This is a genomic window from Nocardiopsis akebiae (assembly GCF_018316795.1).
GTDB lineage: Bacteria > Actinomycetota > Actinomycetes > Streptosporangiales > Streptosporangiaceae > Nocardiopsis > Nocardiopsis dassonvillei.
The window spans coordinates 3,176,639-3,198,299 of sequence record NZ_CP074132.1; the positions used below are offsets into that span (position 1 = coordinate 3,176,639).

Here is a 21,661-nt window from a genome sequence, read left to right on the forward strand (position 1 = left end):
GCACGCCGGTGCTCGGGCCGAGGCCCAGCCCGCCGTCCACGGGGATCTCCGCGCCCGAGGTGAAGGCGGCCCCGAACCCCAGGAAGAGCACGGCGCGGCCCACCTCGTCGACGGCGCCGTGGCGGCCCATCGGCGTGGCCGCGTCGCCCACCCGCATGAACTCCTCGCGCTCGGCGGCCCCGACGCCCACGATCCCCATCGTGGAGGTGCCGGTGAAGCCCGGCGCGACCGTGTTCACCCGGATGCCGCGCGGCGGCAGTTCCGAGGCGAGCACCCGGCTGAAGCCCAGAACGGCCGCCTTGGCGCCCGCGTACACGCTCATCCCCGGCGTACCGGTCGTGTTCGTCACCGAGGTCGTGGACACGACCGGCCCGCCGCCCGCCAGGTCCGCCACGTCGGCGCGCACCACGTGCGCCTCCGCACCCAGGCGGCCGCGCGCCTCCTCCGGGTTCTCCTCGCTGCGCCCGGCCAGCAGCACCCGTGCGCCTCCGGCGAGCAGCGCCTCTGCCACGCCCGTCCCCATGCCGTGCGTCCCGCCGATCACCACGGCCCGCTTGCCCGCGTGGTCCCCCGTCACCGGTCACCCCGCTTCGGTCCGGGGGCGTCACCTCACCGCCCCGCACGGGACCACGGTGGCGGCGGCCGACACGGTTGTCCGCATGCGCTTGGGGGTGCCGGGTCCGCTGGCGGTGCGCACCGACGACGGTCGACCCGTCCGGATCCGCGACACCGGGGTGCGCGCCCCGCTGACCTCCCCGCCCCGGGCCCGGGGGCGCCCGGTGCCCGCCGACCGCCTCGTGCGGGACCTGTGGGGCGACACTCCTGGCCCGTCCCGCCGCCGTCCTCCAGGCCCGGGTCTCCCAACCGCGCGGGGCCTTGGAACGCGCCGAGCCCGGAGCCCGTTCCCTGGTCCGCCACCGCTCGCTCGTCGCGGCCGCCGACCGCTCCGGAGAGGCCCGCCACCTGCTGAGGGATTCGGTGGCCGCCTACGCCCTCGAAAGGCTGGAGGAGGCCGGGGACGCGCCGCACCCGCGCCGGGCGCGCCGTTCACTCCACCAGGCCGAGCGCAGCGGCGACCCGCGTGCGGTCGCCCCGGCGCTGGGGGGCTGGCCGGAGCGCACGCGCTGGCGGGCGGGCACGATCGGGCGACGCGGCTGCTGGAGCGGGCCGCGGCCCTGCGCGAGGAGGCGGGCGCGCCGCTGGCGGCGGTCGAGCGCTGGGACGTGGGCCGGATTACCGGACGGAGCGGTGCGGGCGGTGCCCGCCGCGAGGCGACGGGCACCGCGGTCGGCGACGCGCCCTGAGCGGTGCCGGGCCCGAAGCGCCGCGGGCGGCGCGGGACCCGGACCGCTCCGGCGGGCGGGTCAGCGGGTGAAGTCGTCGGGGCCCCGGGCGGGACCGTGGTAGAACAGCCGGTCCGGCTCGTCCGCGGGCACGGTCGGGTAGGTCGGGCCGTTCCCGGCGGGCGCGCGGCGGGCTGCCAGTCCCAGTACCGGCGCCAGCATGGCGTCGGCGACCGCGTCGCGCAGCTCCGGGAGCAGCGCGTACAGCACGTCGCCGGGACAGGCGGTGGCGTTGAAGTCGCGGTGGCCCAGGATCGCGCTGTACGGATCGAGCCGGTAGGCCCCGCACAGCCACGCCAGGGTGGCCACCAACGCCTCGGTCAGGGCCCCGGTCGGGCTCACGCTCGTGTAGAGGCCCTCGCTCTCGATGCCGATGCAGGTGCTGTTGTTGTTGGCCACGTGCGCGCCCACGACGTGGCTGCCCTCGCGGATGGCGGCGAAGCTGCGGTCGCGGCCCTCCATGACGTGTCCGCCGCGGCTGATGGTGAGCTGCTGGCCGGTGTCGAGCCAGCCGTTGGAGTCCATGTGGTAGTTCTGGATCGCCCTGGACAGGGAGTAGGCGTGGCTGAGCGAGTAGTCGGTGCTGTTGGCCGTCGCGGTGTGGTGGACCACGATGTAGCTGGGTGCGGTGGTCAGGATCTGGACCCGGCCCGCGGGTGAGCGCGCTCCCCAGTCGGCCCGGGTGTGCAGGGGCGGTTCGGCCACCCCCGCGGAGGCGCTCGCGCCACCCGCGGTGAGCGCCCCGCCGAGGACGGCGGCGCCGGATGCCAACGCGGCCCCGCGCAGGACGGTGCGTCTGTCCGGACCTGACCGGTGGGTTCTGGTCATGGGTGATCCTTCGGCTCGTGTCATGACTTGCCAGTCCATAAGAGAACACGGACCACCCACGGTGCACAAAGTGTGACGCGGTGAATTTTAACGGCCGTGACCGGCCAGAACGCCACTCTTTGACCCCATGGGTAGAAGTAGGTCGTTGGTGTACAAGACGGCGGAGAAACGATAGAGCGGGAATGCGCGTTTTCCGCTGTTCCATCCCCGCCTCTTTGCGCGTCTTTTCCGTCGTCCTCGACAGGTCTTTTCCGAACCGCGGTGCCCGAGCCCGGCGCCGGTCCCCGTCGGGGCCGGGCGGTGTCTCCCGGAGCGCCGCCTACGCCCTTGCCTGCGCCGCTGCCCGGCCCCGGGAGTTTGCTGTACAGTTCCTGACTACTCAGGCGTCCCGTGCCCCCGGGCTCCTTCTCCCCCCACCCGGAGAACCAGCGGAAGAAGAGGACCCATGACGAGTACGACCGCCGAGAGGACCGGGCGCCCCGGGACGGTGGAGGCGGCCTTCCTGCTCCTGCTCGCACTGATCGCCGTCGACCTCGTGCTGTGGGTGCTGAACGTGTTCGTCGTCGCCCCCACCGGGCTGGACAGTATGCGCGCGGCCGCGGGCGAGGAGGGAGGCCTGCGCCAGGCCGCCGTGTCCGGCGCCGCCGCGCTGCTGTTCGCGGCGGCGGGCGTCCTCCTCGCCGTCCTGGTGCGCCGGGGCCGCAACTGGGCGCGCCTCCTGATCGCCGCCGCCGCTGCCCTCGTCGTGCTCATGGACCTGGCCACCGCGAACATGGACGCCATCGTGCGGCCGCCGGCCGGGATGTCGGCCTACGACGTCCTCGGCTACACCGTTCCGGGGCTGCTGGGGCTGTCCGCCCTCGTGCTGCTGTTCCTGCCCGCGTCCAACGCCTACTTCTCGCGCGGGGCGCGAGCCGAGTAGGCGCTGCGGCGGACGGCCCCGGCGTCAGCCGGTGCCCTGACCGTGCGGGACGACCATGGACAGCACCCCGGGCAGGCCCGCCCAGTCGCTGGTCACCGTGGTGGCCCCGGCCCGCGCGAGTTCGCGCACGCGGGCGGCGGCCTCCTCCGGGGAGGGGGTGCGCGCGTCGATCGCGGGGGACACCGCGTGGGCGTCGGTCATCACCAGGAGGTAGCCGTTCTCGCCGTACCAGGAGGTGTCGATGCCCCCGGTGTAGGCCGGGGCGCTGCCGTCGAAGACCACGAACCACGGCCGCAGGTCCTCGGCGTAGCGCTCGCGCGGGTCGCCGCCCCCGGCGCCCAGCACGGCCGGGAAGGTGGCCGCCTCGTCCAGGCGGCCCTCGGCGGCCAGGTCGCGCAGGCGCGACGCCTGCTCCTCGTCGGTCCACAGGTCGTCGAAGGGGTTGCCCTGCTCGAAGGTGCCCGGGGTCAGGTAGACGACGACCCTCCCGGCCAGGGTCTCCCGGGAGGCAAGCGCTGTGCCGGAGGCGTCCGTCGAGGGTGTCCCACCCTCCCCGAAGCGGCTTCCGGGCGGTGGTGGGAGACGGGTGGGCCAGCCGTCGGCGCGCACCGCCTCGTCCAGGGTGGCGTGCGCGCCAGCCAGCAGGTCGTCCGGGCGGAACAGGGCGTCGCCCAGGACCTGGTCGGCGAGCGCGTCGAACTCGGCGGGGCCCAGGCCCGCCTCGGCGTGGTAGCCCTTCTTCATCTCGACCTTGAGCAGCAGTGGCGGGTGGCCTGGGTTGGCCTCGTGCCAGGTGCGCACGTCGCGCAGGCAGTCGGCGAGGTCGCCGTCGCCGCCCCGGCGCAGTTGTTGTGCTGGCCGACCAGTTCGTGGTTGACCCGCCAGTTGCCGAACCACTCGTCGGTCCACACGTCCAGTTCCAGGAGTCCGGCACCGGAGTCGAGGGCGTCGGCGAAGTGGGGGAAGGTCGCCGTCTCGTAGGCGTTGTGCACGCCCACGGAGGTGGTCCGGGAGAGGGCCTGCTCGGCAGCTGAGGCGGGGGAGGGGGCGCTGGTCAGGGCGAGGGCGAGTGCGGCGCAGGTCAGCGCGGCGGTGCGGGCGGAGGGCATGGGGGTCCTTCGGCGCTGGGGGTCACTGACTGGTGGTCAATCAACCACAGGTCACCGCTCGTGCGCAAAGGGTCATGCTCCGGAAGGTGGCGCGGGGCCCAACGGAGGATGAAGTCCCGTCGGGCCCGTGGAGCCCGGGGGTTCAGGCCACGGGCTCGGGCGCGCGGTCCCGCTCCTCGGCGCGGGGGGCCAGACGCCCCGTGCGGTGCAGCCACCAGTCCGCGACCAGGGTGCCCAGGGGAGGCACGGAGGCGGCCAGGGCCACCAGGGCCGCCCACAGGTTCCAGCGCAGGTGCAGAGCGGCGGCCAGTGTGACCGCCACGTAGAGCACGAAGGCGCCCCCGTGCAGGGGGCCGAAGAGGTGCACGCCAGCCTCGCTGCCGCTGCCCAGGTACTTGACGTACATGCCGCCCAGGAGGCCGATCCAGGTCAGGGCCTCGATGACCGCCACCACGCGGAAGACGGTCGCTGTGACACGGGGACTGATGCTCACGCTGTTCCTCGGACTCGCTCGGTTCTGGACAGGAGGGGAGTTGTCCGGCGCCCGCCGGGCCCGGGCCGCTCCCAGGCTAGGACACGTTTTCGAGTGGCCGAATCCGGGGCGGAAGATGCGAGAAAGCACGTTCGGACGTCCCGCGCGCACCGGTGACCGTCCTCTCCGGTCCGGACCGTCGCGGTCGGGGCACGGGCCGGAGGAGACGGAGGACCCGGGGGCACGCGCCCCCGGGTCCCCGGCCCGGACCCTTCGTCCGGGCTCCTTCGACCGAGCCCTTCCGGCCGGGCCGTTGCGACCGCGTCGCCCCAGCCGGCGCCGTCAGCCCAGGGCCTCCACCACGACCTCGGCGGCCCCGGCGATCAGCGCGTTGTCGTACTCGGCGTCCTCCTCGTCGCGGCTGGACATGACCGCCACCACGATGGGATCGCCCTCCGGGGGCCACAGGACGGCGATGTCGTTGCGCGTGCCGTAGTTCCCGCTCCCCGTCTTGTCGCCGACCTCCCAGCCCTCGGGCACGCCGGCGCGGATCAGCTCGTCCCCGGTCAGGTTGTCGAGGAGCATCCGCGTGAGCACCTCGCGCCGGTCCTCGGGCAGGGCGTCGCCGAGGGTGAACTCGCGCAGGCTCCCGGCCATGGCGCGCGGCGTGCTCGTGTCCCGGGTGTCCCCGGGCGCCCACCGGCTCAGGCCGGGTTCGACGCGGTCGGCCTCGATCACGTCGTCTCCCATCTCCTCCATCGCCTCCTCGAACCCGTCGGGTCCGCCGAGTTCGTCGAAGAGCAGGTTGGCGGCGGTGTTGTCGCTGTAGCGGACGGCGGCGTCGGCCACCTCCGCCAGGGGCAACCCGGTGTCGACGTGCTGTTCGGTGACCGGTGAGTGGCCGAACACGTCGTCGGCGCCGTAGGTGACGACCTCCTCCATCTCCTCGGGCGTGTGCCGCTGGAGCACCAGCGCCGCGCTGAAGGCCTTGTGGGTGGAGCAGTAGGCGAACCGCTCGTCGGGGCGGTGCGCGACCTCCTCGCCGCTGCCGGTGTCCACCGCGTAGACGCCCAGCCGCGCGTCGAACTCCTCCTCCAGGTCCGCGAACTCGTCGGCGAACCCGGCGGAGGGGTCGGCCGGGGCCGACCGCCCGGCCGAGCCCTCGGCGGAGGGCTCCGTCCCCGGAGCCGGTCCGGAACCGTCCGCCCCGCATGCGGCGGTGGGAACGAGGGTGACCGCGGCCAGGGCCGCGAGTCCGGTACGCCGTAGGGGTGAAAGCAACATCTTCCCTGCTCCTTCTGTCCTGGGGACGTCCGGTCTCCGTGCCCGGTCGGAACGGAGCGGCGTCAGGCCAGTTCCTCCGCGACGACCTCGGCGGCCCGGGCGATCAGCGCGTCGTCGTACTCGGCGTCCTCCTCGTCGCGGCTTGACATGACGGCGAGGACGATGGGGTCGCCCTCCGGGGGCCAGATGACGGCGATGTCGTTGCGCGTGCCGTGGCTTCCGGCGCCGGTCTTGTCGCCGACCCTCCAGTCCTCGGGCACGCCGGCGCGGATCAGCTCGTCGCCGGTGGTGTTGTTGACGAGCATGTCGTTGAGTACCTCGCGCCGGTCCTCGGGCAGGGCGTCGCCGAGGGTGAACTCGCGCAGGCTCCCGGCCATGGCGCGCGGCGTGCTCGTGTCGCTGGTGTCCCCGGGCGTCCAGTCGTTCAGCTCGGTCTCGATCCGCTCCGGGTCGGTGACGTCGTCGCCGATCCCCTCCAGCTCGTCCTCGAACGCGTCCGGTCCGCCCAGTTCCTCGAACAGCAGGTTGGCGGCGGTGTTGTCGCTGTGGCGGACGGCGGCGTCGGCCACCTCCATCAGCGTCATGCCCGTGTCCACGTGCTGCTCGGTGACCGGCGAGTAGTCGACCAGGTCCTCCTCGGTGTAGGTGACGACCTCCTCCATCTCCTCGGGCGTGTTCTGCTGGAGCACCAGTGCCGCGGTCAGGGCCTTGTGCGTCGAGGCGTAGGCGAACCGCTCGTCGGGGCGGTGCGCGACCTCCTCGCCGCTGCCGGTGTCCACCGCGTAGACGCCCAGCCGTGCGTCGAACTCCTCCTCCAGCCGCTCGAACTCCCGGGCGGGCCCCCCGGAGGCGGCCGGAGAGGCCGACTGCTCCGCCTCGGGGTTCGCGGCGCCGTCGGCCGCCGCGCAGCCGGTGGCGGGGACGAGGAGGACCGCGGCCAGGGCCGCGAGTCCGGTGCGCCGGTGGGATGAGAACACCATGTGTGCCTGCTCTTCCTGTCCTGGGTGTGCGCGGGCCCTCGGCCGGGCCCGAAGGCGGCCCGGACACGGAAGGACCCCCGGTCAGCCGTGCGGGAACCCGCACGCGCCGCCCTGCCGGGCGGCCTCGACCAGCAGTCTGACCGTTGGCACTGATGCTGTCCAAGACAGAAACGACCAGTTACATGCCAAAACGGCATACCATGAGGGTCATGGACCTCGTCGGCGCCTGCAAGGCGTTCGTGAACGTGAGCGAGAGGGGCAGCTTCACCCTCGGAGCCGCCGCCGCCCGCATTCCCCAGCCGGTCGCCAGCAGGCGCATCGCCGCCCTGGAGCGGCACCTGGGCGCCCGCCTGTTCGACCGCTCCACCCGCCGGGCCACCCTCACCCAGTTCGGCCGCGACATGCTGCCCTCGGCCAGGCGCCTGGTCCGGCTGGCCGAGGAGATGGAGCACGACGCGGAGAGGGCGGCGCTGCGCCCGCTGCGTCTGGCCGTGCCCGACACCTGTGCCACGCGCGACCTCGCCCTCCTGGGCGCCGAGGCCCGCGAGGAGGGCATCCACCTGGACTTCCGCTCCGCCGCGCCCGCGGCGCGGACCGAACTGCTGGGCGCCCGCGAGGTGCGCGCCGCCCTGGCGGGGGTGCCTCCCGGCGAGGCCGCGTGGACGGTCCCGCTGGGGCTGGCGGGCACCGGGGAGCCGCGCGCCGGGGCGGTCTACCTGGAGACCCTGCGCCTGCCCCGCGACCGCTCGTCCTCGCGCGGCCGCCGCGTCTGGCTCCAGCCCGAGGACGACGTGCCCCACGTGCGCGACCCCCTCAACCGCCTGCGCGACGCCGTGGGCCTGCGGCCCGGCCAGGTGGTCCTCGCCGCCTCCCTGGCCTCCGCCGCCGCCGAGGTCCTGGGTTCGCGGGACCTCCTGCTGTGCTCTCCACGCCAGGCCGAGGACCTGGGGCTGTACTGGCGCCCCACGGGCGAGGTCCGCCTCGCCCGCGGCTACGAGGTGGCCGCCGAGACCGGTGACGAGGCCGAGCGGCTGCGCGCCCTCCTGGGGCGGGCGATCGCCCGGTGCCTGGGTGCCCCGGAGGCGGAGGGGAGACCCCGCACGGACGGGCCGCCCGGACGTCCCGGCGTCGGACGGGGGACCGCGTGAGCGCCACCGCCCTGGTCCGCGACCTGGGCCGCGAACTCGACGAGGGCGGACTGCGGGGCTCCTTCCTGGTACGGGACCTGCGCACGGGCGAGGAACTGGGCATCGAACCCGACCTGGAGTTCTCGACGGCCTCGCTCGTCAAGGTTCCGCTCGCCGTCGCCACGCTCGAACGGATCCGCGCGGGGGAGATCGACGGCGCCGAACAGGTCCTCGTGCAGCCGGGCCGGGTCACCACCCCGGGGCCCACCGGGATGAGCCGGTTCCGCCACCCGGCCCGCGTCAGCGTCGAGGACCTGCTCTACCTCAGCATGTGCCTGAGCGACAACACCGCCACCGACGCCCTGTTCGAGATCACCCCTCCCGAGCGGGTCGCCGCATCGCTGCGCGCGGCCGGGCTGCGCGGCGTCACCGTCCGGCACACTATGCGCGGCCTCAGCGACACCCCCGCCGACCGGCTCGGCCCCGAGGGCGCGCACCTGGCGCACTCGCTGGCCATCGGCGAGGGCACCGCCGGGCGGGGGCACCGAATCGAGCAGCTCGACGTCACCCGGGCCAGCTCCGGGTCGGCCCGGGCCTTCGCCGACCTGCTGGAGGCGCTGTGGCGGCCCCGGGTGATCGACCCGGACGTGGCCGCCCGGGTGCGGGAGCTGATGGGCGACAACCTGCTGCGCCACCGGCTGGCCCCCGACTTCACCTCCGACCTCTCCCGGTGGTCGTCCAAGACCGGAACCCTGCTCAACCTGCGCCACGAGGTCGGTGTGGTCGAGCACGCCGACGGCCAGGCCTTCGCCGTCGCGGTGCTGACCGAGTCGCGCGTGCCCGCCTACCACCAGCCCGGGGCCGAGGCGCTCATGGCGCGCGTGGCGCGGGAGCTGCGCGACCACCTGCGCTCGGGAGTCCGCTGACCGGCAGGGCCGGGCCCATGCGCCGCGACCTCGCTCCCGGCTTCACTGTGAACGCCGCGAACGACGCTGGGAGCGAGACCGCCGCGCAACCCCGCGCGTCTCGGGCGGAGGCGCTTCGGGGGAGGACTCAGCTCCGGGCGGTGAGCCCCAGAGCCGGGGCGAGCCGGGCCAGCACCGGCAGGATGTCGTCGTCCTCGGCCAGCGGCTGCACCGCGACGTGGTCCGCGCCCGCCTCCAGGTGCGCGCGCAGCTCCGCCGCCGCCGTTTCCGGTGCGCCCTGCGCGACCATGGCGTCCACCAGCGCGTCACTGCCGCCGTCGGCGAAGTCCTCGTCGGAGAAGCCCAGGCGCCGGAAGTTGGCGAGGTAGTTGGTCAGCCGGTTGTCGACGTAGACGCTGAGCCCCCTCCTGGCGGTGCGCCGGGTCTCCTCGCGGTCCCCGCCCAGGGCCACCTTGTGCTCGGGCGCCAGCAGCGGGCCCTCGCCGAGCGCCCCGCGGGCGCCGCTGGTGAACTCGGGGTTGACCAGGTACGGGTGGGTTCCGGCGGCCCGCTCGGCGGACAGGCGGAGCATCCGCGGCCCCAGGGCGGCGACCACCCGCCGGTGCGCGGGCACGCCCCCGCGGTCGAGGGCGTCCAGGTAGTCCACCACCGCGCCGAAGGGCTTGACCGCCTCGGGGCCGTCGGCCTCGCGGTGGCCCGCGCCGATGCCGAGCAGGAACCGGCCGGGGTGCTCGGACTCGATCCGGCGGAAGGAGTCGGCCACCGCCTCCGCGTCCGCGGTCCAGATGTTGACGATGCCCGTCGCGACCGCGAGCCGCGACGTCGCGGCCAGCGCCGTGGACACCTCCCCCAGATCGGCTCCGGGGGAGCCGCCGACCCAGACGGCGCCGTAACCCAGCCGTTCGATCTCGGCGGCCGCGTCGGCGGTCAGGTCGGTCCTCTTCACCCACACTCCGTAGGTCCCCAGGTCGACGGTTGTGGCGTTCAGGCTCATGACGTGCCTTCCTTGACGGTGGTGTCGGCGTGTCGCCCCCGGCGACCCGCCGATCGGGCACGGGGGGACCTACCCACCTCGCGCCCCGACCGAGCGCCCCCGGTCGGGGCGCAGCGGGTGCAGGTGCTCGGCCGCGCCCGCGCGCACGGCCTCCGAGACCCGGTCCAGGACCGGAGAGCGCAGGTTCCACCGCTGCCAGTACAGGCGCACGTCCACGGGGCGGTCCGGGGCCAGGGCCACGAGCCGCCCCGAAGCGATGTGCTCCGAGCACTGCGGTTCGGGCACCACCCCCCACCCGAACCCGAGCAGGACGGCCCGGGCGAAGTCCTCCGACGCGGGGACGTAGTGCCGGGGGCCTGAGGGCTCGCCGCCGACGGACTCGCGCAGGAACCGGTCCTGGAGGTCGTCGCGGCGGTCGAAGTCGACCACCGGCGCCCGGGCGAGCAGCTCCGGGTCCGCCCGGCCGCCGAGGTGCTCCCGGTCGAAGTCCGGACTGCACACCGCGTGGTAGCGCATCGCGCCCAGCCCCGCCACCGTGCACCCCTGGACCGCCTCGGGGGTGGAGGTCACGGCGGCCATCACCGCCCCCGAACGCAGCAGGGACGTGGTGTGCTCCTCGTCCTCGCGGTGGATCTCGAACACCGCGCCCGGGCCGGCGGGCAGGTCCGCCAGCGCCTCCAGGAACCAGGTGGCCAGACTGTCGGCGTTGACGGCCAGCGGCACCGACACCCGGCCCCGCTCGCGCTCGCTCAGCCGCAGCTCCGCGTCGGCGTCCTCGTCCAGCAGCAGCACCTGGCGGGCGTAGCGCAGCACCACGTCCCCTGCGGCGGTGGTCCGCACGGGGTTCGTGCGCTGGACCAGGACCCGGCCCGCGGTCTGCTCCATCGCCCGGACCCGCTGGGACACCGCCGAGGCCGTCACGTGCAGCCGCCGCGCGGCGGCCTCGAACGTGCCCTCGTCCACCAGGGTCGTCAGGGTGCGCAGATGGTCGAACTGGAACGGCATGTTAAGACTCCCTCAGGGATACTAAGAAAGTTTAGCTTTACTGCACACAGGTCTCCGGCCTAGCTTTTCGGGGTGAACGAGACACTCCTTCCCGCCCTGCTCGGCCTCGGTACCGGGCTCGCGCTCATCGTGGCCATCGGCGCCCAGAACGCCCACGTCCTGCGAGTCGGCATCGAGGGCCGCACCGGAACCGTCCTGCCGGTGGTGCTGGTCTGCGCCCTGTCCGACGCCGTGCTCATCACGGCCGGGGTCCTCGGTGTCGGCGCCGTCGTCGAGGCCGCGCCCCTCGCCGTCACCGCGGTCCGCCTGCTCGGCGCGGGCTTCCTGGTCGTCTACGGCCTGTCGGCCGCGCGCCGCGTCCTGCGTCCAGGCTCCCTGGTGGTCGGCGGCGGGCTCTCCGGCGGACGCGGGGCGGCGGTGACCACGGCGCTGGTACTCACCTGGCTCAACCCGCACGTGTACCTGGACACGGTGGTGTTCCTGGGTTCGCTGGCCAACCAGCAGGGCGGTGACGCGCGCTGGTGGTGGACGGCGGGTGCGGTCACGGGCAGCCTCGTGTGGTTCTTCGGTCTGGGCTTCGGAGCCCGCCTGCTGCGCCCGGTCTTCGCCCGCCCGGGCGCCTGGCGGGTCCTGGACGCGCTCATCGCCGCCGTCATGCTCACCCTGGGCGTGCGGATGGCCCTCGGAGCCTGAGCCGCGGCGCCTTCGCCGGGCCGGGCGGGTGCCCGACCCGGCGGGCTCCGGGCGCCGGAGCCGTTCTCTCCGGGCCGCTCCCGCCGCCGTCGCCCCGGCATGACGCGGGTCTACTTCCCGGGGTTGTGCGTCCTCTGTCCATAAAACGTTTCAATCAAGGAAGGACCGCATGGTCAGGCGTAAGGATAAGTGAACCTTGACACATTAGAAGAGCTGGCGGTAGTTTCGGCGCAACCTGAGTGAAACGATTCAATGGGTCTTCTCGCCGGTCGGACCGGCGGGCGCGCCCTCCCCGAACGGAGCCCCACCGTGGCAGCACTCCCCGAACGCGGCGCGGACGCCCTGGCCGTCCTGCGGCGCCAGCACATCGAACTCCCCTCCTGGGCCTTCGGGAACTCCGGTACCCGGTTCAAGGTGTTCGCGCAGCCCGGCGTCCCCCGCGACCCCTGGGAGAAGGTCGCCGACTCCGCCGAGGTCCACCGCCTCACCGGGGTCGCCCCCACGGTCGCCCTGCACATCCCCTGGGACCGGGTCGACGACTACGCCGCGCTCGCCGCCCACGCACGCGACCTGGGCATCGGCGTCGGCACCGTCAACGCCAACGTCTTCCAGGACGACGACTACCGGCTCGGCAGCGTCACCAACCCGGACCCGGGCGTGCGCCGCAAGGCGATCGACCACCTGCTGGAGTGCGTGGACGTCATGGACGCCACCGGCTCGCGCGATCTCAAGCTGTGGTTCGCCGACGGCACCAACTACCCCGGCCAGGACGACCTGCGCGCCCGCCAGGACCGTCTCACCGAGGCCCTGTCCGAGGTCTACGACCGGCTCGGCCCCGACCAGCGCCTGCTGCTGGAGTACAAGCTCTTCGAGCCCGCCTTCTACGCCACCGACGTCCCCGACTGGGGCACCGCCTACGCCCACTGCCTGGAGCTGGGGGAGAAGGCCGTGGTCTGCGTGGACACCGGCCACCACGCCGCGCACACCAACATCGAGTTCATCGTCGCGTTCCTGCTGCGCGCCGGGAAGCTCGGCGCCTTCGACTTCAACTCGCGCTTCTACGCCGACGACGACCTCATGGTCGGCGCCGCCGACCCCTTCCAGCTCTTCCGCGTCATGTACGAGGTCGTGCGCGGCGGCGGCCTGGCCGCCGACAGCGGGGTCGCGTTCATGCTCGACCAGTGCCACAACGTCGAACCCAAGATCGCCGGTCAGATCCGCTCGGTCATGAACGTGCAGGAGGCCACCGCCAAGGCCCTGCTGGTGGACGCCGACGCGCTCGCCGCCGCCCAGCGCGAGGGCGACGTCCTGGCCGCCAACGCAGCCCTGATGGACGCCTACGACACCGACGTGCGGCCCATGCTCGCCGACCTGCGCCGGGAGCAGGGACTGGACCCCGACCCCATGGCCGCGCACGCCCGCTCCGGCTACGTCGAGCGCGTCGCCGAGGAGCGCAAGGGCGGCGCCCAGGCCGGGTGGGGCGCGTGAACCGGCCGCCGACCCAGCACAGCAGCACCGAACAGGGAGAAACCGTGTCCGACGTGGTCGAACAGCTCCTCGCCCGCAGCAACACCCTCGGCGCCGACCCGCGCAACACCAACTTCGCCGGGGGCAACACCTCCGCCTCGGGCACCCGCACCGACCCCGTCACCGGACAGGACGTCGACCTGCTCTGGGTCAAGGGCTCCGGCGGCGACCTGGGCACCCTCACCGAGGACGGCCTGGCCGTACTGCGCCTGGACCGCCTGCGCGCCCTCGTGGACGTCTACCCCGGCGAGGACCGCGAGGACGATATGGTCGCCGCCTTCGACCACTGCCTCTTCGGCAGGGGCGGCGCCGCGCCCTCCATCGACACCGCCATGCACGGCCTGCTGCGCGCCGCGCACGTGGACCACCTGCACCCCGACTCCGGTATCGCCCTGGCCACCGCCGCGGACGGAGAGCGCCTGACCCGCGAGTGCTTCGGCGACCGCGTGGTGTGGGTGCCCTGGCGCCGCCCCGGGTTCCAGCTCGGCCTGGACATCGCCCGCGTGGCGGAGGAGAACCCCGACGCCATCGGCGCGATCCTGGGCGGCCACGGCATCACCGCCTGGGGCCAGACCAGCGAGCAGTGCCAGGCCAACTCCCTGGAGATCATCCGCACCGCCGAGAGGTTCCTGGAGGAGAACGGCCGCCCCGAGCCCTTCGGCCCCGCCCTGGACGGCTACGGCGCCCTGCCCGAGGCCGAGCGCCGCGAGCGCGCCGCCGCCCTGGCCCCGGTGATCCGCGGCCTGGCCTCCACCGACCACCCCCAGGTGGGCCGCTTCACCGACAGCGACGTGGTCCTGGACTTCCTGGCCGGGGCCGAGCACCCCCGCCTGGCCGCGCTGGGCACCTCCTGCCCCGACCACTTCCTGCGCACCAAGGTCCGCCCCCTGGTGCTCGACCTGCCCGCCGACGCCCCGCTGGAGCGGGCCGTGGAGCGCCTGCGAGAACTGCACCGGGAGTACCGGGCCGAGTACCGCGCCTACTACGAGCGCCACGCCGACGCCGACAGCCCCGCCATGCGCGGCGCCGACCCGGCGATCGTGCTGGTCCCCGGCGTGGGCATGTTCTCCTTCGGCAAGGACGCCAAGACCGCGCGCGTGGCGGGCGAGTTCTACGTCAACGCCGTCAACGTGATGCGCGGCGCCGAGTCCGTCTCCACCTACCGCCCCATCGAGGAGTCGGAGAAGTTCCGCATCGAGTACTGGGCGCTGGAGGAGGCCAAGCTCGCCCGCCTGCCCGGGCCCAAGCCGCTCGCCGCCCGGGTCGCCCTGGTCACGGGCGCGGCCAGTGGTATCGGCAAGGCCATCGCCGCACGCCTGGCGGGTGAGGGCGCCTGCGTGGTCGTGGCCGACCTGGACGGGGGCAAGGCGGCCGCCGCCGCGGCCGAGCTGGGCGGCGCCGACACGGCGGTGGGCCTGGCCTGCGACGTCAGCGACTCGGGCGCGGTGGCCCGCGCCTTCGCCGAGGCTGCCCTGGCCTTCGGCGGCGTGGACCTGGTGGTCAACAACGCCGGGCTGTCCATCTCCAAGCCGCTGCTGGAGACCACCGAGCGCGACTGGGACCTGCAGCACGACGTCATGGCCAAGGGGTCCTTCCTGGTCTCGCGCGAGGCGGCCCGGACGATGACCGCCCAGGGCATGGGCGGCGACATCGTCTACATCGCCTCCAAGAACGCCGTGTTCGCCGGTCCCAACAACGTCGCCTACTCCGCGGTCAAGGCCGACCAGGCCCACCAGGTGCGGCTGCTGGCCGCCGAACTGGGCGGCGAGGGCATCCGGGTCAACGGCGTCAACCCCGACGGGGTGGTACGCGGCTCGGGGATCTTCGCCGGGGGCTGGGGCGCCCAGCGTGCCAAGGTGTACGGGGTCAGGGAGGAGGACCTGGGCGCGTTCTACGCCCAGCGCACCATCCTGGGCCGCGAGGTGCTGCCCGAGCACGTGGCCAACGCGGTGTTCGCGCTGACCGCGGGGGAGCTGTCGCACACCACCGGCCTGCACATCCCCGTGGACAGCGGCGTCGCCGCGGCGTTCCTGCGATGAGCTCCGCCGGAGGGGGCGCCGTCCACGCCGCCGTCGACCTGGGCGCCTCCAGCGGCCGGGTCATCGCCGGGCGGTTCGAGGACGGGCGGCTGCGCACCGAGGAGGTGGCCCGTTTCCCCAACGGGCCGGTCGCCGTGCCCGCGGACGGTCGCACCAGCCTGCACTGGGACGTGCTGTCCCTGTACGCGGGCGTGGTCGGGGGACTGCGGCGGGCCGCCGGACCCCACGCCCTGGCCTCGGTCGGCGTGGATTCCTGGGCGGTCGACTACGGGCTGCTCGACGCCGACGGCGCCCTGCTCGGCAACCCCGTGCACTACCGCGACGGGCGCACCGACGGGGTGCCCGAGCGGGTGTTCGCGCACCTGCCCGCCGAGCGGATGTACGCGGTCAACGGGTTGCAGGTGCAGCCGTTCAACACGGTGTTCCAGCTCGCCGCCGCCTCCGGCGGCGCCCAGTTGGCAGCGGCCCGCGATCTGCTGCTCGTGCCCGACCTGCTCGGGTACTGGCTGACGGGCGAGCGGGTCGCGGAGCTGACCAACGCCTCCACCACCGGCCTGGTCGACGTGCGCGAACGCCGCTGGGCCGACGCCTGCCTGGACCTGCTGGAGACCGGCTTCGGCGTCGCGGCGCGGGACCTGCTGCCCGGCCTGGTCGAACCCGGAACCGTCGTCGGCGCCCTCCGGGGCGGCCCGGAACCCGGCGCGGGCCTCGGCGCCGCGGCGGGCGCTCCGCTGGTGGCGGTGGGCTCGCACGACACCGCCTCCGCCGTGGTGGCCGTGCCCGCGGCCACGCGCAGCTTCGCCTACGTCTCCTCGGGGACGTGGTCGCTGGTGGGAGTGGAGCTGGACGCTCCGGTGCGCACCGAGGCGAGCCGGGCGGCCAACTTCACCAACGAGCTGGGCGTGGACGGCACGGTGCGCTACCTGCGCAACGTCGCGGGACTGTGGCTGCTCCAGGAGTCGCTGCGCACCTGGCGGGAGCGGGGCCGGGAGGTGGACCTGGCCGACCTGCTGGCGCGGACCGCCCGCGTGCCCGCGCTGTCGTGCGTGGTGGACGTGGACGACCCCCGGTTCCTCCCGCCGGGGGACATGCCCGCGCGGATCGCCGCGTTCGCCGCCGAGACCGGGCAGCGCCCGCCGGAGGGCGACGCCGAGGTGGCGCGGTGCGTGGTGGACTCCCTGGCGCTGGCCTACCGCCGGGCGGTGCGCCGGGCCGCCGAGCTGAGCGGGACGGACGTGGAGGTGGTCCACGTGGTCGGCGGGGGCTCGCGCAACGCGCTGCTGTGTCAGCTCACCGCGGACGCGATCGGGCTGGAGGTGGTCGCCGGACCCGCCGAGGGGGCGGCGATCGGCAACCTGCTGGTGCAGGCCCGCGCTGTCGGAGCGGTGGAGGGCGGCCTGGCCGACCTGCGCCGGATCGTGGCCGACTCCACCGGGGTCGGACGGTACCGCCCGAGCGGGCCGCGGGCCCCGTGGGAGGCCGCCGAGCGTCTGCTCCACGGCTGAGACCGGACCACACACGACGGCGGGGCCGGTGCTCGCAGGCGAGCACCGGCCCCGTTCGTTCGGCTGTCAGGCGGCTGTCAGGAGAGGGAGGCCTTCGCGGCGGCGCGGCGCGGTCGGCCGGTCCGTGCGGGCCCCGGGGTCCGGGTACGGCGAGTTCGGGACGGCGCGACGGTGATGCCCAGTCCGGCCGGTTCGGTTTCGCGCCTCGGCTCCGGCGCCCGGTTGACGGAGGGCTCCTGCACCTCCACGGCTGGCGCGGGCACCCGCGGGGCCTGGAGACCGCGCCGCAGTGCCGTGAGCGCCCTGCGCGCCGCACCCCTGCGGACTCCCAGCCCGCTTCTGGACCCCATCGGGGCCAGGGTGTCCACGACCACCGCCACCGTGACCGCAACCGCTACGAAAATCGCCAGCGTCATGTTCCCCCGCTCCCCTTTTCCCCGGACGGCCGCGGCCGTTGATCGCTCACCCCGGCCGCTGCGCCCTCCGCACCGACGACCCGATGTCTCTGCAAGGTGCCCGTGTGATCACCTCTGAAACCCCAGGGAGAACAGTGTGTCGTCCGCCGTGCGGTCGAGGACGACTCTAGGCCCGGCCTACGACGCTTCCGGGTCCGCCGTCCGGACCGCGCTCACCGGCCCGGAAGCCGTCGGGGCCCGTTTCCTGCGGCCTCCCCGCGATCCGGGAACCGCGCGGGAACCGGTACCGCACTCCCCGGCATCCACCGGCTCCCTGACCGGTTACGGACAGTACGGTGTGCGAACAGGTGCCGTGACAAAGCGATGGCGCCGCAGCCCGCGAACGTGTTCGATCAAGGGCGAACCGGGCCCGTGGTCGGACACCACTCAGATGGGTCGGACAGCGGCGGAAGGAGGCACATGGACGCGGTGGACGCGTACGCGCGGAACCACGCCGAGGCGTGGAGACACCTTCTGGCGGGCCGGACCGAGGAGGCCGGCGCCCACGACGGGTTCAGCGTCCTGCGCACGGCGGACCCCCGGGAGACGAGGGTGCACCTCACGCGTGCCGCGGCACGCGTCCCGGACCGGGTGTCGTCCGCCCTGTCCGCACCGGGCCGCGTCAGCCTGGACGATCCCTTCGGAAAGCTCAGGCTCCCGGAGGGGTTCGCGCGGACCCCGCGGCCCGTCATGGTGCGCGGGGGGACCGCGGCGCCCGTGCCCGCGCCCCGTACCCGCCCGGAGGTCGGGATCGCCGCCGTGGGCGGGGAGGAGGCCCTGCTCGCGGTGGAGCGGCTCGTGGTGGACGGCTTTCCGCTGCCGTCGCGCCAGCCGCACACGCCTCAGTGCTTCCTTCCCGTCGGTCTTCTGGACGCGGGAGGCTGGCGGGCCTGGCTCGCCACGTACCGGGACTCGCCCGCCTCGGCCTGCCTGACCTTCGACCACGGCGGCGTGGTCGCCCTCTACTGGCTGGTGACCGCGCCCGAGCACCGGTCGCGCGGAATCGCGCGTGCGGTGCTGTCGCGGGTACTGCTCCACCACCGGGGGCGTGACGTGGTCCTCGTCCCGACCGAGGACGGCCGCCCCCTCTACGACTCGCTCGGCTTCGTCGAGGCGGGCAGGGGCGTCTTCCACACGAGGACGAACGCCGAGGCCTCCGGCCGGTAGGCGGCGCGTCGGATCAGGCCGTGGTCACGGCCACCTTGGTCCAGCCCGGCTCGCGGTGGTCGAAGGCGCGGTAGGAGTCCAGCACCTCGTCGAACGGCACCTCCTGGGTGAGGACCGAGGTGATGTCCACGCTGCCGCTGGCCACCATCTCCAGAAGCTCGGGGATGTAGGTGCGGTGGTTGCAGTTACCCATCTTCAGGGTGAGGTTCTTGTTCATCGCCGCACCGATGGGGAAGTGCGTCATCGTCGGCGGGTAGACGCCGATGATGGACAGGGTCCCCGCCTTCGCGATCGCGTCCACCGCCCACCGCGCGGCCTGGGACGGCGCGTCGCCGGGAACCCAGGTGCCCCCCTGGGACCGGGGCTCGGGCACGAGCTCGGAGACCTCCGTCGCGAACTGCTCCTTCATCTCCTCCCGGGCGGCCGGTCCCTGCTTGGGCCGCTCCGCGTCGACCCCGACGGCGTCGATCACGCGGTCCGGGCCGATGCCCCCGGTGAGTTCCACCAGGGCGGCCACCGGGTCCTCCTCGGTGTAGTCGATCACCTCGGCGTGCAGCAGGCGCGCCTGCTCCAACCGGCTTCCGACCCCGTCGACCGCCAGTACGCGCCCCGCTCCCTGGAGGAAGGCGCTCAGGACGGCGAAAAGCCCCACGGGCCCGCACCCCATCACCGCGACGGTGTCGCCAGGGGTGATCTCGGCGAGCTTGGCCCCGAACCACGCCGTGGGGAAGATGTCGGAGACCAGGACGGCCTCCTCGTCGCTCACACGCTCGGGGATGCTGACGAGTCCCACGTTGGCGTAGGGGACGCGCACTCGTTCGGCCTGGAGTCCGGGGAAGGAACCGGTCGCCTCCGGTCCTCCGAAGAACGCCGTGCCCGCGCGTCGGCCCCCGGGGTTGGCGTTGTCGCACTGGGCGAAGTAGCCCGACCGGCAGTAGCTGCACGCCCCGCACCCGATGGTGGAGGGGATGACCACCCGGTCGCCCGGCTGGAAGTTGCGGACCTGGGAACCGACCTCGGTCACCACGCCGACACCCTCGTGGCCCAGGACGGTGCCCGGCACCATTCCCGGCATGGTGCCCCGGATCATGTGCAGGTCGGTGCCGCAGATCGCGCTCGTGGTGATCTGCACGATGGCGTCCTGGGAGTGCTCGATGCGCGGTTCCGGCACGTCATCCAGGCGGATGTCACCGATGCCGTGCCATACGACGGCCTTCATGGTCTTCCTCCCAACAGCGGCGGGACGCGTCGACGCGTCCCGCAACGGTGGTTCTCCGTCGGGTGCGGCGGCTACCCGGGCCGCGAGGCCGTAAACGGGGGCCGCGGGCCGGGGACCGGCCCGGACGCCCCCTCGCGGACGGGGCGGGTCCAGCTCGGGCCGCGTACGCGCGGGGTCCGCCTCAGTTCTTGCGGGCCAGGCCGCAGTACTCGGGGATGTCGCGCGCCCTTCCGACCTCGACCGGCTCGGGCCGCCACCGGGTGACGCAGACGACCCCGGGATCGACCAGCGCCAACCCGTCGAAGAAGCGGGTGAAGTCCTCCACCGTGCGCATGTGGTACGGCTGCGCGACGCTCTCCCGCCAGCGCCGGAGCGCCTCCAGCGCGCGCTCGTCGGTGACGGCCTCCACGTGGGCGAGGACGCCGTCGCACACGGCCAGGAAACTGCCCGGCGCCAGCGCGTCCGTGTAGGCGCGTACGATGCCCAGGGCCTCCTCCAGGTCGCCGAAGTGGCCCATCGTCCCCAGTAGGGACAGCGCGACCGGGCGGTCCAGGTCCAGGGTCGCGCCGGCGCCCTCCAGCACCCGGTCGGTGTCGCGCAGGTCCGCCCCCAAGAACCGGGTCCGTCTCTCAACGGCGCCCACCAGCAGGGCGCGCGCGTGCGCCAGGACCATGGGGTCGTTGTCCACGTAGACCACGCGCGCGTCCGGGGCGTGCGCCCGCGCCACCTCGTGGGTGTTGTCGGCGGCGGGCAGTCCGGCGCCGAGGTCGAGGAACTGGCGGACGCCCTCCTCACGGGCCAGGTGGCCGACCGCGCGGCGCAGGAAGAGCCGGTCCCCCCGGACGGCCTCGACGATCTGGGGCGCCAGCCCTCCGACGGCGTCGCCCATCTCGCGGTCCACCGGGTAGTTGTCCCTGCCGCCGAGCCAGTAGTCCCGCACCCGCGCGGTGTGGGCGACGCGGGTGTCGATGGGGATGTCCGTCATGGTGGCCTCTCGGGTGGGGGCGGACCGTAACAAGCGGTACGCGCAGTCTCATGCGTCCCACGACCCGCCCGCAACCCGAAAAAACGCCGTCATGAAGGGCGTCCCGCTCCACCCGGTCCTTCCGCGGCCCCGCCCCGGTCGGTGACGTCGGTGTCGATCTCGGCACCGGCCACGGCGCGGCGCAGGCGGTTGAGGCGCTGGTGGGCCGCGACCGATCCGGTGCGGTCGCGGGCGGCCAGCTCCATGGTGAGGGCGTGGGCCACCAGCCAGCTCGCGAGGTTCTCGCTCGCGGCCCCCGAGGTGGAGGGCGGGGTGGTCAGGACCGCCTCGACCCGGTCGCGCACGGCCTCGCCCACGGCCTCGGTGACCACGACGACGGGCGCCCCGACCTCGGCCGCGTGGTCCAGGAGGGCGTCGATCTCCCGGAAGAGCCGCAGCGGGGCGAAGACCACCACGGCGTCGTCGCCGCCGATGCCCAGCAGGTCGTCCGCGAGCCGGAACCCGGTCGCCTCCAGGACGGTGCACCGGCGGCCCATCCGGCCCAGTTCGACCGCGAAGTAGCGGGCGGTCGCCGAGGCCGGTCCGATGCCGTAGGCGACGGTGCGACCGGCCCCCTCGACCAGGCGGACCGCCGTGTCGAAGGCCCCGGCGTCGAGGACCTCGGGCAGCCCCCGCAGCAGGTCGACGCTGTCGGAGAGGACCTGGTCGAACACGCGCGTGCCGCTGAGGCGCTCCAGCCGCTGGTCCAGGACCAGGGCGGGGTCGCGCCTGGTGGTGAGCATGTCCATCACCGCGCGCTTGAGTTCGCGCAGGCCGCCGTAGCCCAGCGACCGGGCCGTGCGCACGACGGTGGCGTCGCTGGTGCCGGTGCGGGCGGCCAGTTCGGCGGCCGACGCGGTCACGGCCTCCGAGGGGCGGTCGAGCAGGAAGTCGGTGACCGCACGCTCGCGGGGGGAGAGCGAGTCGAGCCGGGCGCCCACCCGCTCACGGAACCCGCCACCCTCCTCTGGTGAAGTTTTCATTTCGTCATTGACCTAATCATGTAGTTAAAACTACGCTTCTGTGAGACCGACCACACAGT

General features: G+C 74.0%; 20 protein-coding genes and 1 pseudogene. 8 read left to right on the forward strand and 13 right to left on the reverse strand.

Annotated elements, in window-relative coordinates:
- Positions 1-37: 37 nt before the first annotated feature.
- Positions 38-577: pseudogene (locus KGD83_RS13560) on the reverse strand (SDR family NAD(P)-dependent oxidoreductase); the annotation flags it as partial.
- Positions 578-1,364: 787 nt separating this feature from the next.
- Complete coding sequence (locus tag KGD83_RS13565; RefSeq protein WP_212644107.1) at positions 1,365-2,171, reverse strand: peptidoglycan recognition protein family protein; 807 nt, start codon at positions 2,169-2,171, stop codon at positions 1,365-1,367.
- Positions 2,172-2,616: 445 nt separating this feature from the next.
- On the opposite strand from KGD83_RS13565, the gene KGD83_RS13570 reads away from it, so the two are divergent.
- The gene (locus KGD83_RS13570; protein WP_212644108.1) at positions 2,617-3,093 is read left to right on the forward strand and encodes a hypothetical protein; all 477 of its coding nucleotides are present in this window, start codon (positions 2,617-2,619) and stop codon (positions 3,091-3,093) included.
- Between the two features lie 24 nt (positions 3,094-3,117).
- Here the strand turns inward: KGD83_RS13570 and KGD83_RS13575 are convergent, their stop codons facing one another.
- From KGD83_RS13575 to bla (KGD83_RS13590), 5 genes are all read right to left on the reverse strand, one after another.
- Entirely contained in the window at positions 3,118-3,894 is a 777-nt protein-coding gene (locus tag KGD83_RS13575; protein ID WP_249352339.1) for a PI-PLC domain-containing protein, read from the reverse strand.
- Positions 3,834-4,202, reverse strand: a complete 369-nt coding sequence (locus KGD83_RS28605) for a PI-PLC domain-containing protein (RefSeq protein WP_249352340.1) — start codon at positions 4,200-4,202, stop codon at positions 3,834-3,836. The genes KGD83_RS13575 and KGD83_RS28605 overlap by 61 nt, the downstream gene beginning before the upstream one ends.
- A 142-nt stretch (positions 4,203-4,344) precedes the next feature.
- Positions 4,345-4,695, reverse strand: a complete 351-nt coding sequence (locus tag KGD83_RS13580) for a DUF3817 domain-containing protein (RefSeq protein WP_212644109.1) — start codon at positions 4,693-4,695, stop codon at positions 4,345-4,347.
- A 321-nt stretch (positions 4,696-5,016) separates the two neighbouring features.
- Entirely contained in the window at positions 5,017-5,958 is a 942-nt protein-coding gene (gene bla / locus KGD83_RS13585) for a class A beta-lactamase (protein ID WP_212644110.1), read from the reverse strand.
- A gap of 62 nt (positions 5,959-6,020) precedes the next feature.
- Positions 6,021-6,938 (reverse strand): class A beta-lactamase, encoded by a 918-nt coding sequence (gene bla, locus KGD83_RS13590; RefSeq protein WP_212644111.1) that lies wholly within the window; start codon positions 6,936-6,938, stop codon positions 6,021-6,023.
- Between the two features lie 209 nt (positions 6,939-7,147).
- Here bla (KGD83_RS13590) and KGD83_RS13595 point away from each other — a divergent pair, with 209 nt between their 5' ends.
- A complete protein-coding gene (locus KGD83_RS13595; protein ID WP_212644112.1) occupies positions 7,148-8,086 on the forward strand; it encodes a LysR family transcriptional regulator in 939 nt (312 codons plus the stop codon).
- Positions 8,083-8,991 (forward strand): serine hydrolase, encoded by a 909-nt coding sequence (locus KGD83_RS13600; RefSeq protein ID WP_212644113.1) that lies wholly within the window; start codon positions 8,083-8,085, stop codon positions 8,989-8,991. The genes KGD83_RS13595 and KGD83_RS13600 overlap by 4 nt, the downstream gene beginning before the upstream one ends.
- Before the next feature lie 127 nt (positions 8,992-9,118).
- Here KGD83_RS13600 and KGD83_RS13605 read toward each other — a convergent pair whose 3' ends face one another.
- Together KGD83_RS13605 and KGD83_RS13610 are read right to left on the reverse strand one after the other, a co-directional pair.
- Positions 9,119-9,985, reverse strand: coding sequence for a TIGR03620 family F420-dependent LLM class oxidoreductase (locus KGD83_RS13605; protein WP_212644114.1), 867 nt, complete (start codon positions 9,983-9,985; stop codon positions 9,119-9,121).
- A gap of 69 nt (positions 9,986-10,054) precedes the next feature.
- Complete coding sequence (locus tag KGD83_RS13610; protein WP_212644115.1) at positions 10,055-10,990, reverse strand: LysR family transcriptional regulator ArgP; 936 nt, start codon at positions 10,988-10,990, stop codon at positions 10,055-10,057.
- A gap of 72 nt (positions 10,991-11,062) precedes the next feature.
- Between KGD83_RS13610 and KGD83_RS13615 the strand changes: the two genes are divergently transcribed.
- The 4 genes from KGD83_RS13615 to KGD83_RS13630 all read left to right on the forward strand — a co-directional run bounded on the left by KGD83_RS13615 (position 11,063) and on the right by KGD83_RS13630 (position 16,754).
- On the forward strand, positions 11,063-11,683 hold the full coding sequence (locus KGD83_RS13615; protein ID WP_212644116.1) for a LysE/ArgO family amino acid transporter: 621 nt from the start codon (positions 11,063-11,065) through the stop codon (positions 11,681-11,683).
- Positions 11,684-11,992: 309 nt separating this feature from the next.
- Positions 11,993-13,171, forward strand: coding sequence for an L-rhamnose isomerase (gene rhaI, locus KGD83_RS13620; RefSeq protein WP_212644117.1), 1,179 nt, complete (start codon positions 11,993-11,995; stop codon positions 13,169-13,171).
- The gene (locus KGD83_RS13625) at positions 13,159-15,249 is read left to right on the forward strand and encodes a bifunctional aldolase/short-chain dehydrogenase (RefSeq protein ID WP_212644118.1); all 2,091 of its coding nucleotides are present in this window, start codon (positions 13,159-13,161) and stop codon (positions 15,247-15,249) included. Before rhaI ends, KGD83_RS13625 begins: the two co-directional genes overlap by 13 nt.
- Positions 15,246-16,754, forward strand: a complete 1,509-nt coding sequence (locus KGD83_RS13630; RefSeq protein ID WP_212644119.1) for a rhamnulokinase — start codon at positions 15,246-15,248, stop codon at positions 16,752-16,754. Before KGD83_RS13625 ends, KGD83_RS13630 begins: the two co-directional genes overlap by 4 nt.
- Positions 16,755-16,831: 77 nt before the next feature.
- On the opposite strand, the gene KGD83_RS13635 is transcribed toward KGD83_RS13630, so the two are convergent.
- Positions 16,832-17,170 carry a hypothetical protein gene (locus KGD83_RS13635; RefSeq protein WP_212644120.1) on the reverse strand — a complete coding sequence of 113 codons (339 nt, stop codon included), beginning with the start codon at positions 17,168-17,170 and terminating at the stop codon, positions 16,832-16,834.
- A 459-nt stretch (positions 17,171-17,629) separates the two neighbouring features.
- On the opposite strand from KGD83_RS13635, the gene KGD83_RS13640 reads away from it, so the two are divergent.
- Positions 17,630-18,376 (forward strand): GNAT family N-acetyltransferase, encoded by a 747-nt coding sequence (locus KGD83_RS13640; RefSeq protein ID WP_212644121.1) that lies wholly within the window; start codon positions 17,630-17,632, stop codon positions 18,374-18,376.
- Positions 18,377-18,389: 13 nt separating this feature from the next.
- Here the strand turns inward: KGD83_RS13640 and KGD83_RS13645 are convergent, their stop codons facing one another.
- The 3 genes from KGD83_RS13645 to KGD83_RS13655 form a co-directional block, all read right to left on the reverse strand.
- Positions 18,390-19,595 (reverse strand): zinc-dependent alcohol dehydrogenase, encoded by a 1,206-nt coding sequence (locus tag KGD83_RS13645; protein ID WP_212644122.1) that lies wholly within the window; start codon positions 19,593-19,595, stop codon positions 18,390-18,392.
- A gap of 181 nt (positions 19,596-19,776) precedes the next feature.
- Positions 19,777-20,580 carry an SAM-dependent methyltransferase gene (locus tag KGD83_RS13650; RefSeq protein ID WP_212644123.1) on the reverse strand — a complete coding sequence of 268 codons (804 nt, stop codon included), beginning with the start codon at positions 20,578-20,580 and terminating at the stop codon, positions 19,777-19,779.
- An 89-nt stretch (positions 20,581-20,669) separates the two neighbouring features.
- On the reverse strand, positions 20,670-21,602 hold the full coding sequence (locus KGD83_RS13655) for a MurR/RpiR family transcriptional regulator (protein WP_249352342.1): 933 nt from the start codon (positions 21,600-21,602) through the stop codon (positions 20,670-20,672).
- Between the last annotated feature and the right edge of the window lie 59 nt (positions 21,603-21,661).

Excerpts from the sequence above, each read along its gene's own strand:
- KGD83_RS13565 (WP_212644107.1), bottom strand. The coding sequence starts at position 2,171 with ATGACCAGAACCCACCGGTCAGGTCCGGACAGACGCACCGTCCTGCGC.
- KGD83_RS13570 (WP_212644108.1), top strand. The coding sequence starts at position 2,617 with ATGACGAGTACGACCGCCGAGAGGACCGGGCGCCCCGGGACGGTGGAG.
- KGD83_RS28605 (WP_249352340.1), bottom strand. The coding sequence starts at position 4,202 with ATGCCCTCCGCCCGCACCGCCGCGCTGACCTGCGCCGCACTCGCCCTC.
- bla (WP_212644110.1), bottom strand. The coding sequence starts at position 5,958 with ATGTTGCTTTCACCCCTACGGCGTACCGGACTCGCGGCCCTGGCCGCG.
- bla (WP_212644111.1), bottom strand. The coding sequence starts at position 6,938 with ATGGTGTTCTCATCCCACCGGCGCACCGGACTCGCGGCCCTGGCCGCG.
- KGD83_RS13595 (WP_212644112.1), top strand. The coding sequence starts at position 7,148 with ATGGACCTCGTCGGCGCCTGCAAGGCGTTCGTGAACGTGAGCGAGAGG.
- KGD83_RS13605 (WP_212644114.1), bottom strand. The coding sequence starts at position 9,985 with ATGAGCCTGAACGCCACAACCGTCGACCTGGGGACCTACGGAGTGTGG.
- KGD83_RS13610 (WP_212644115.1), bottom strand. The coding sequence starts at position 10,990 with ATGCCGTTCCAGTTCGACCATCTGCGCACCCTGACGACCCTGGTGGAC.
- KGD83_RS13630 (WP_212644119.1), top strand. The coding sequence starts at position 15,246 with ATGAGCTCCGCCGGAGGGGGCGCCGTCCACGCCGCCGTCGACCTGGGC.
- KGD83_RS13635 (WP_212644120.1), bottom strand. The coding sequence starts at position 17,170 with ATGACGCTGGCGATTTTCGTAGCGGTTGCGGTCACGGTGGCGGTGGTC.
- KGD83_RS13640 (WP_212644121.1), top strand. The coding sequence starts at position 17,630 with ATGGACGCGGTGGACGCGTACGCGCGGAACCACGCCGAGGCGTGGAGA.
- KGD83_RS13645 (WP_212644122.1), bottom strand. The coding sequence starts at position 19,595 with ATGAAGGCCGTCGTATGGCACGGCATCGGTGACATCCGCCTGGATGAC.
- KGD83_RS13650 (WP_212644123.1), bottom strand. The coding sequence starts at position 20,580 with ATGACGGACATCCCCATCGACACCCGCGTCGCCCACACCGCGCGGGTG.
- KGD83_RS13655 (WP_249352342.1), bottom strand. The coding sequence starts at position 21,602 with ATGAAAACTTCACCAGAGGAGGGTGGCGGGTTCCGTGAGCGGGTGGGC.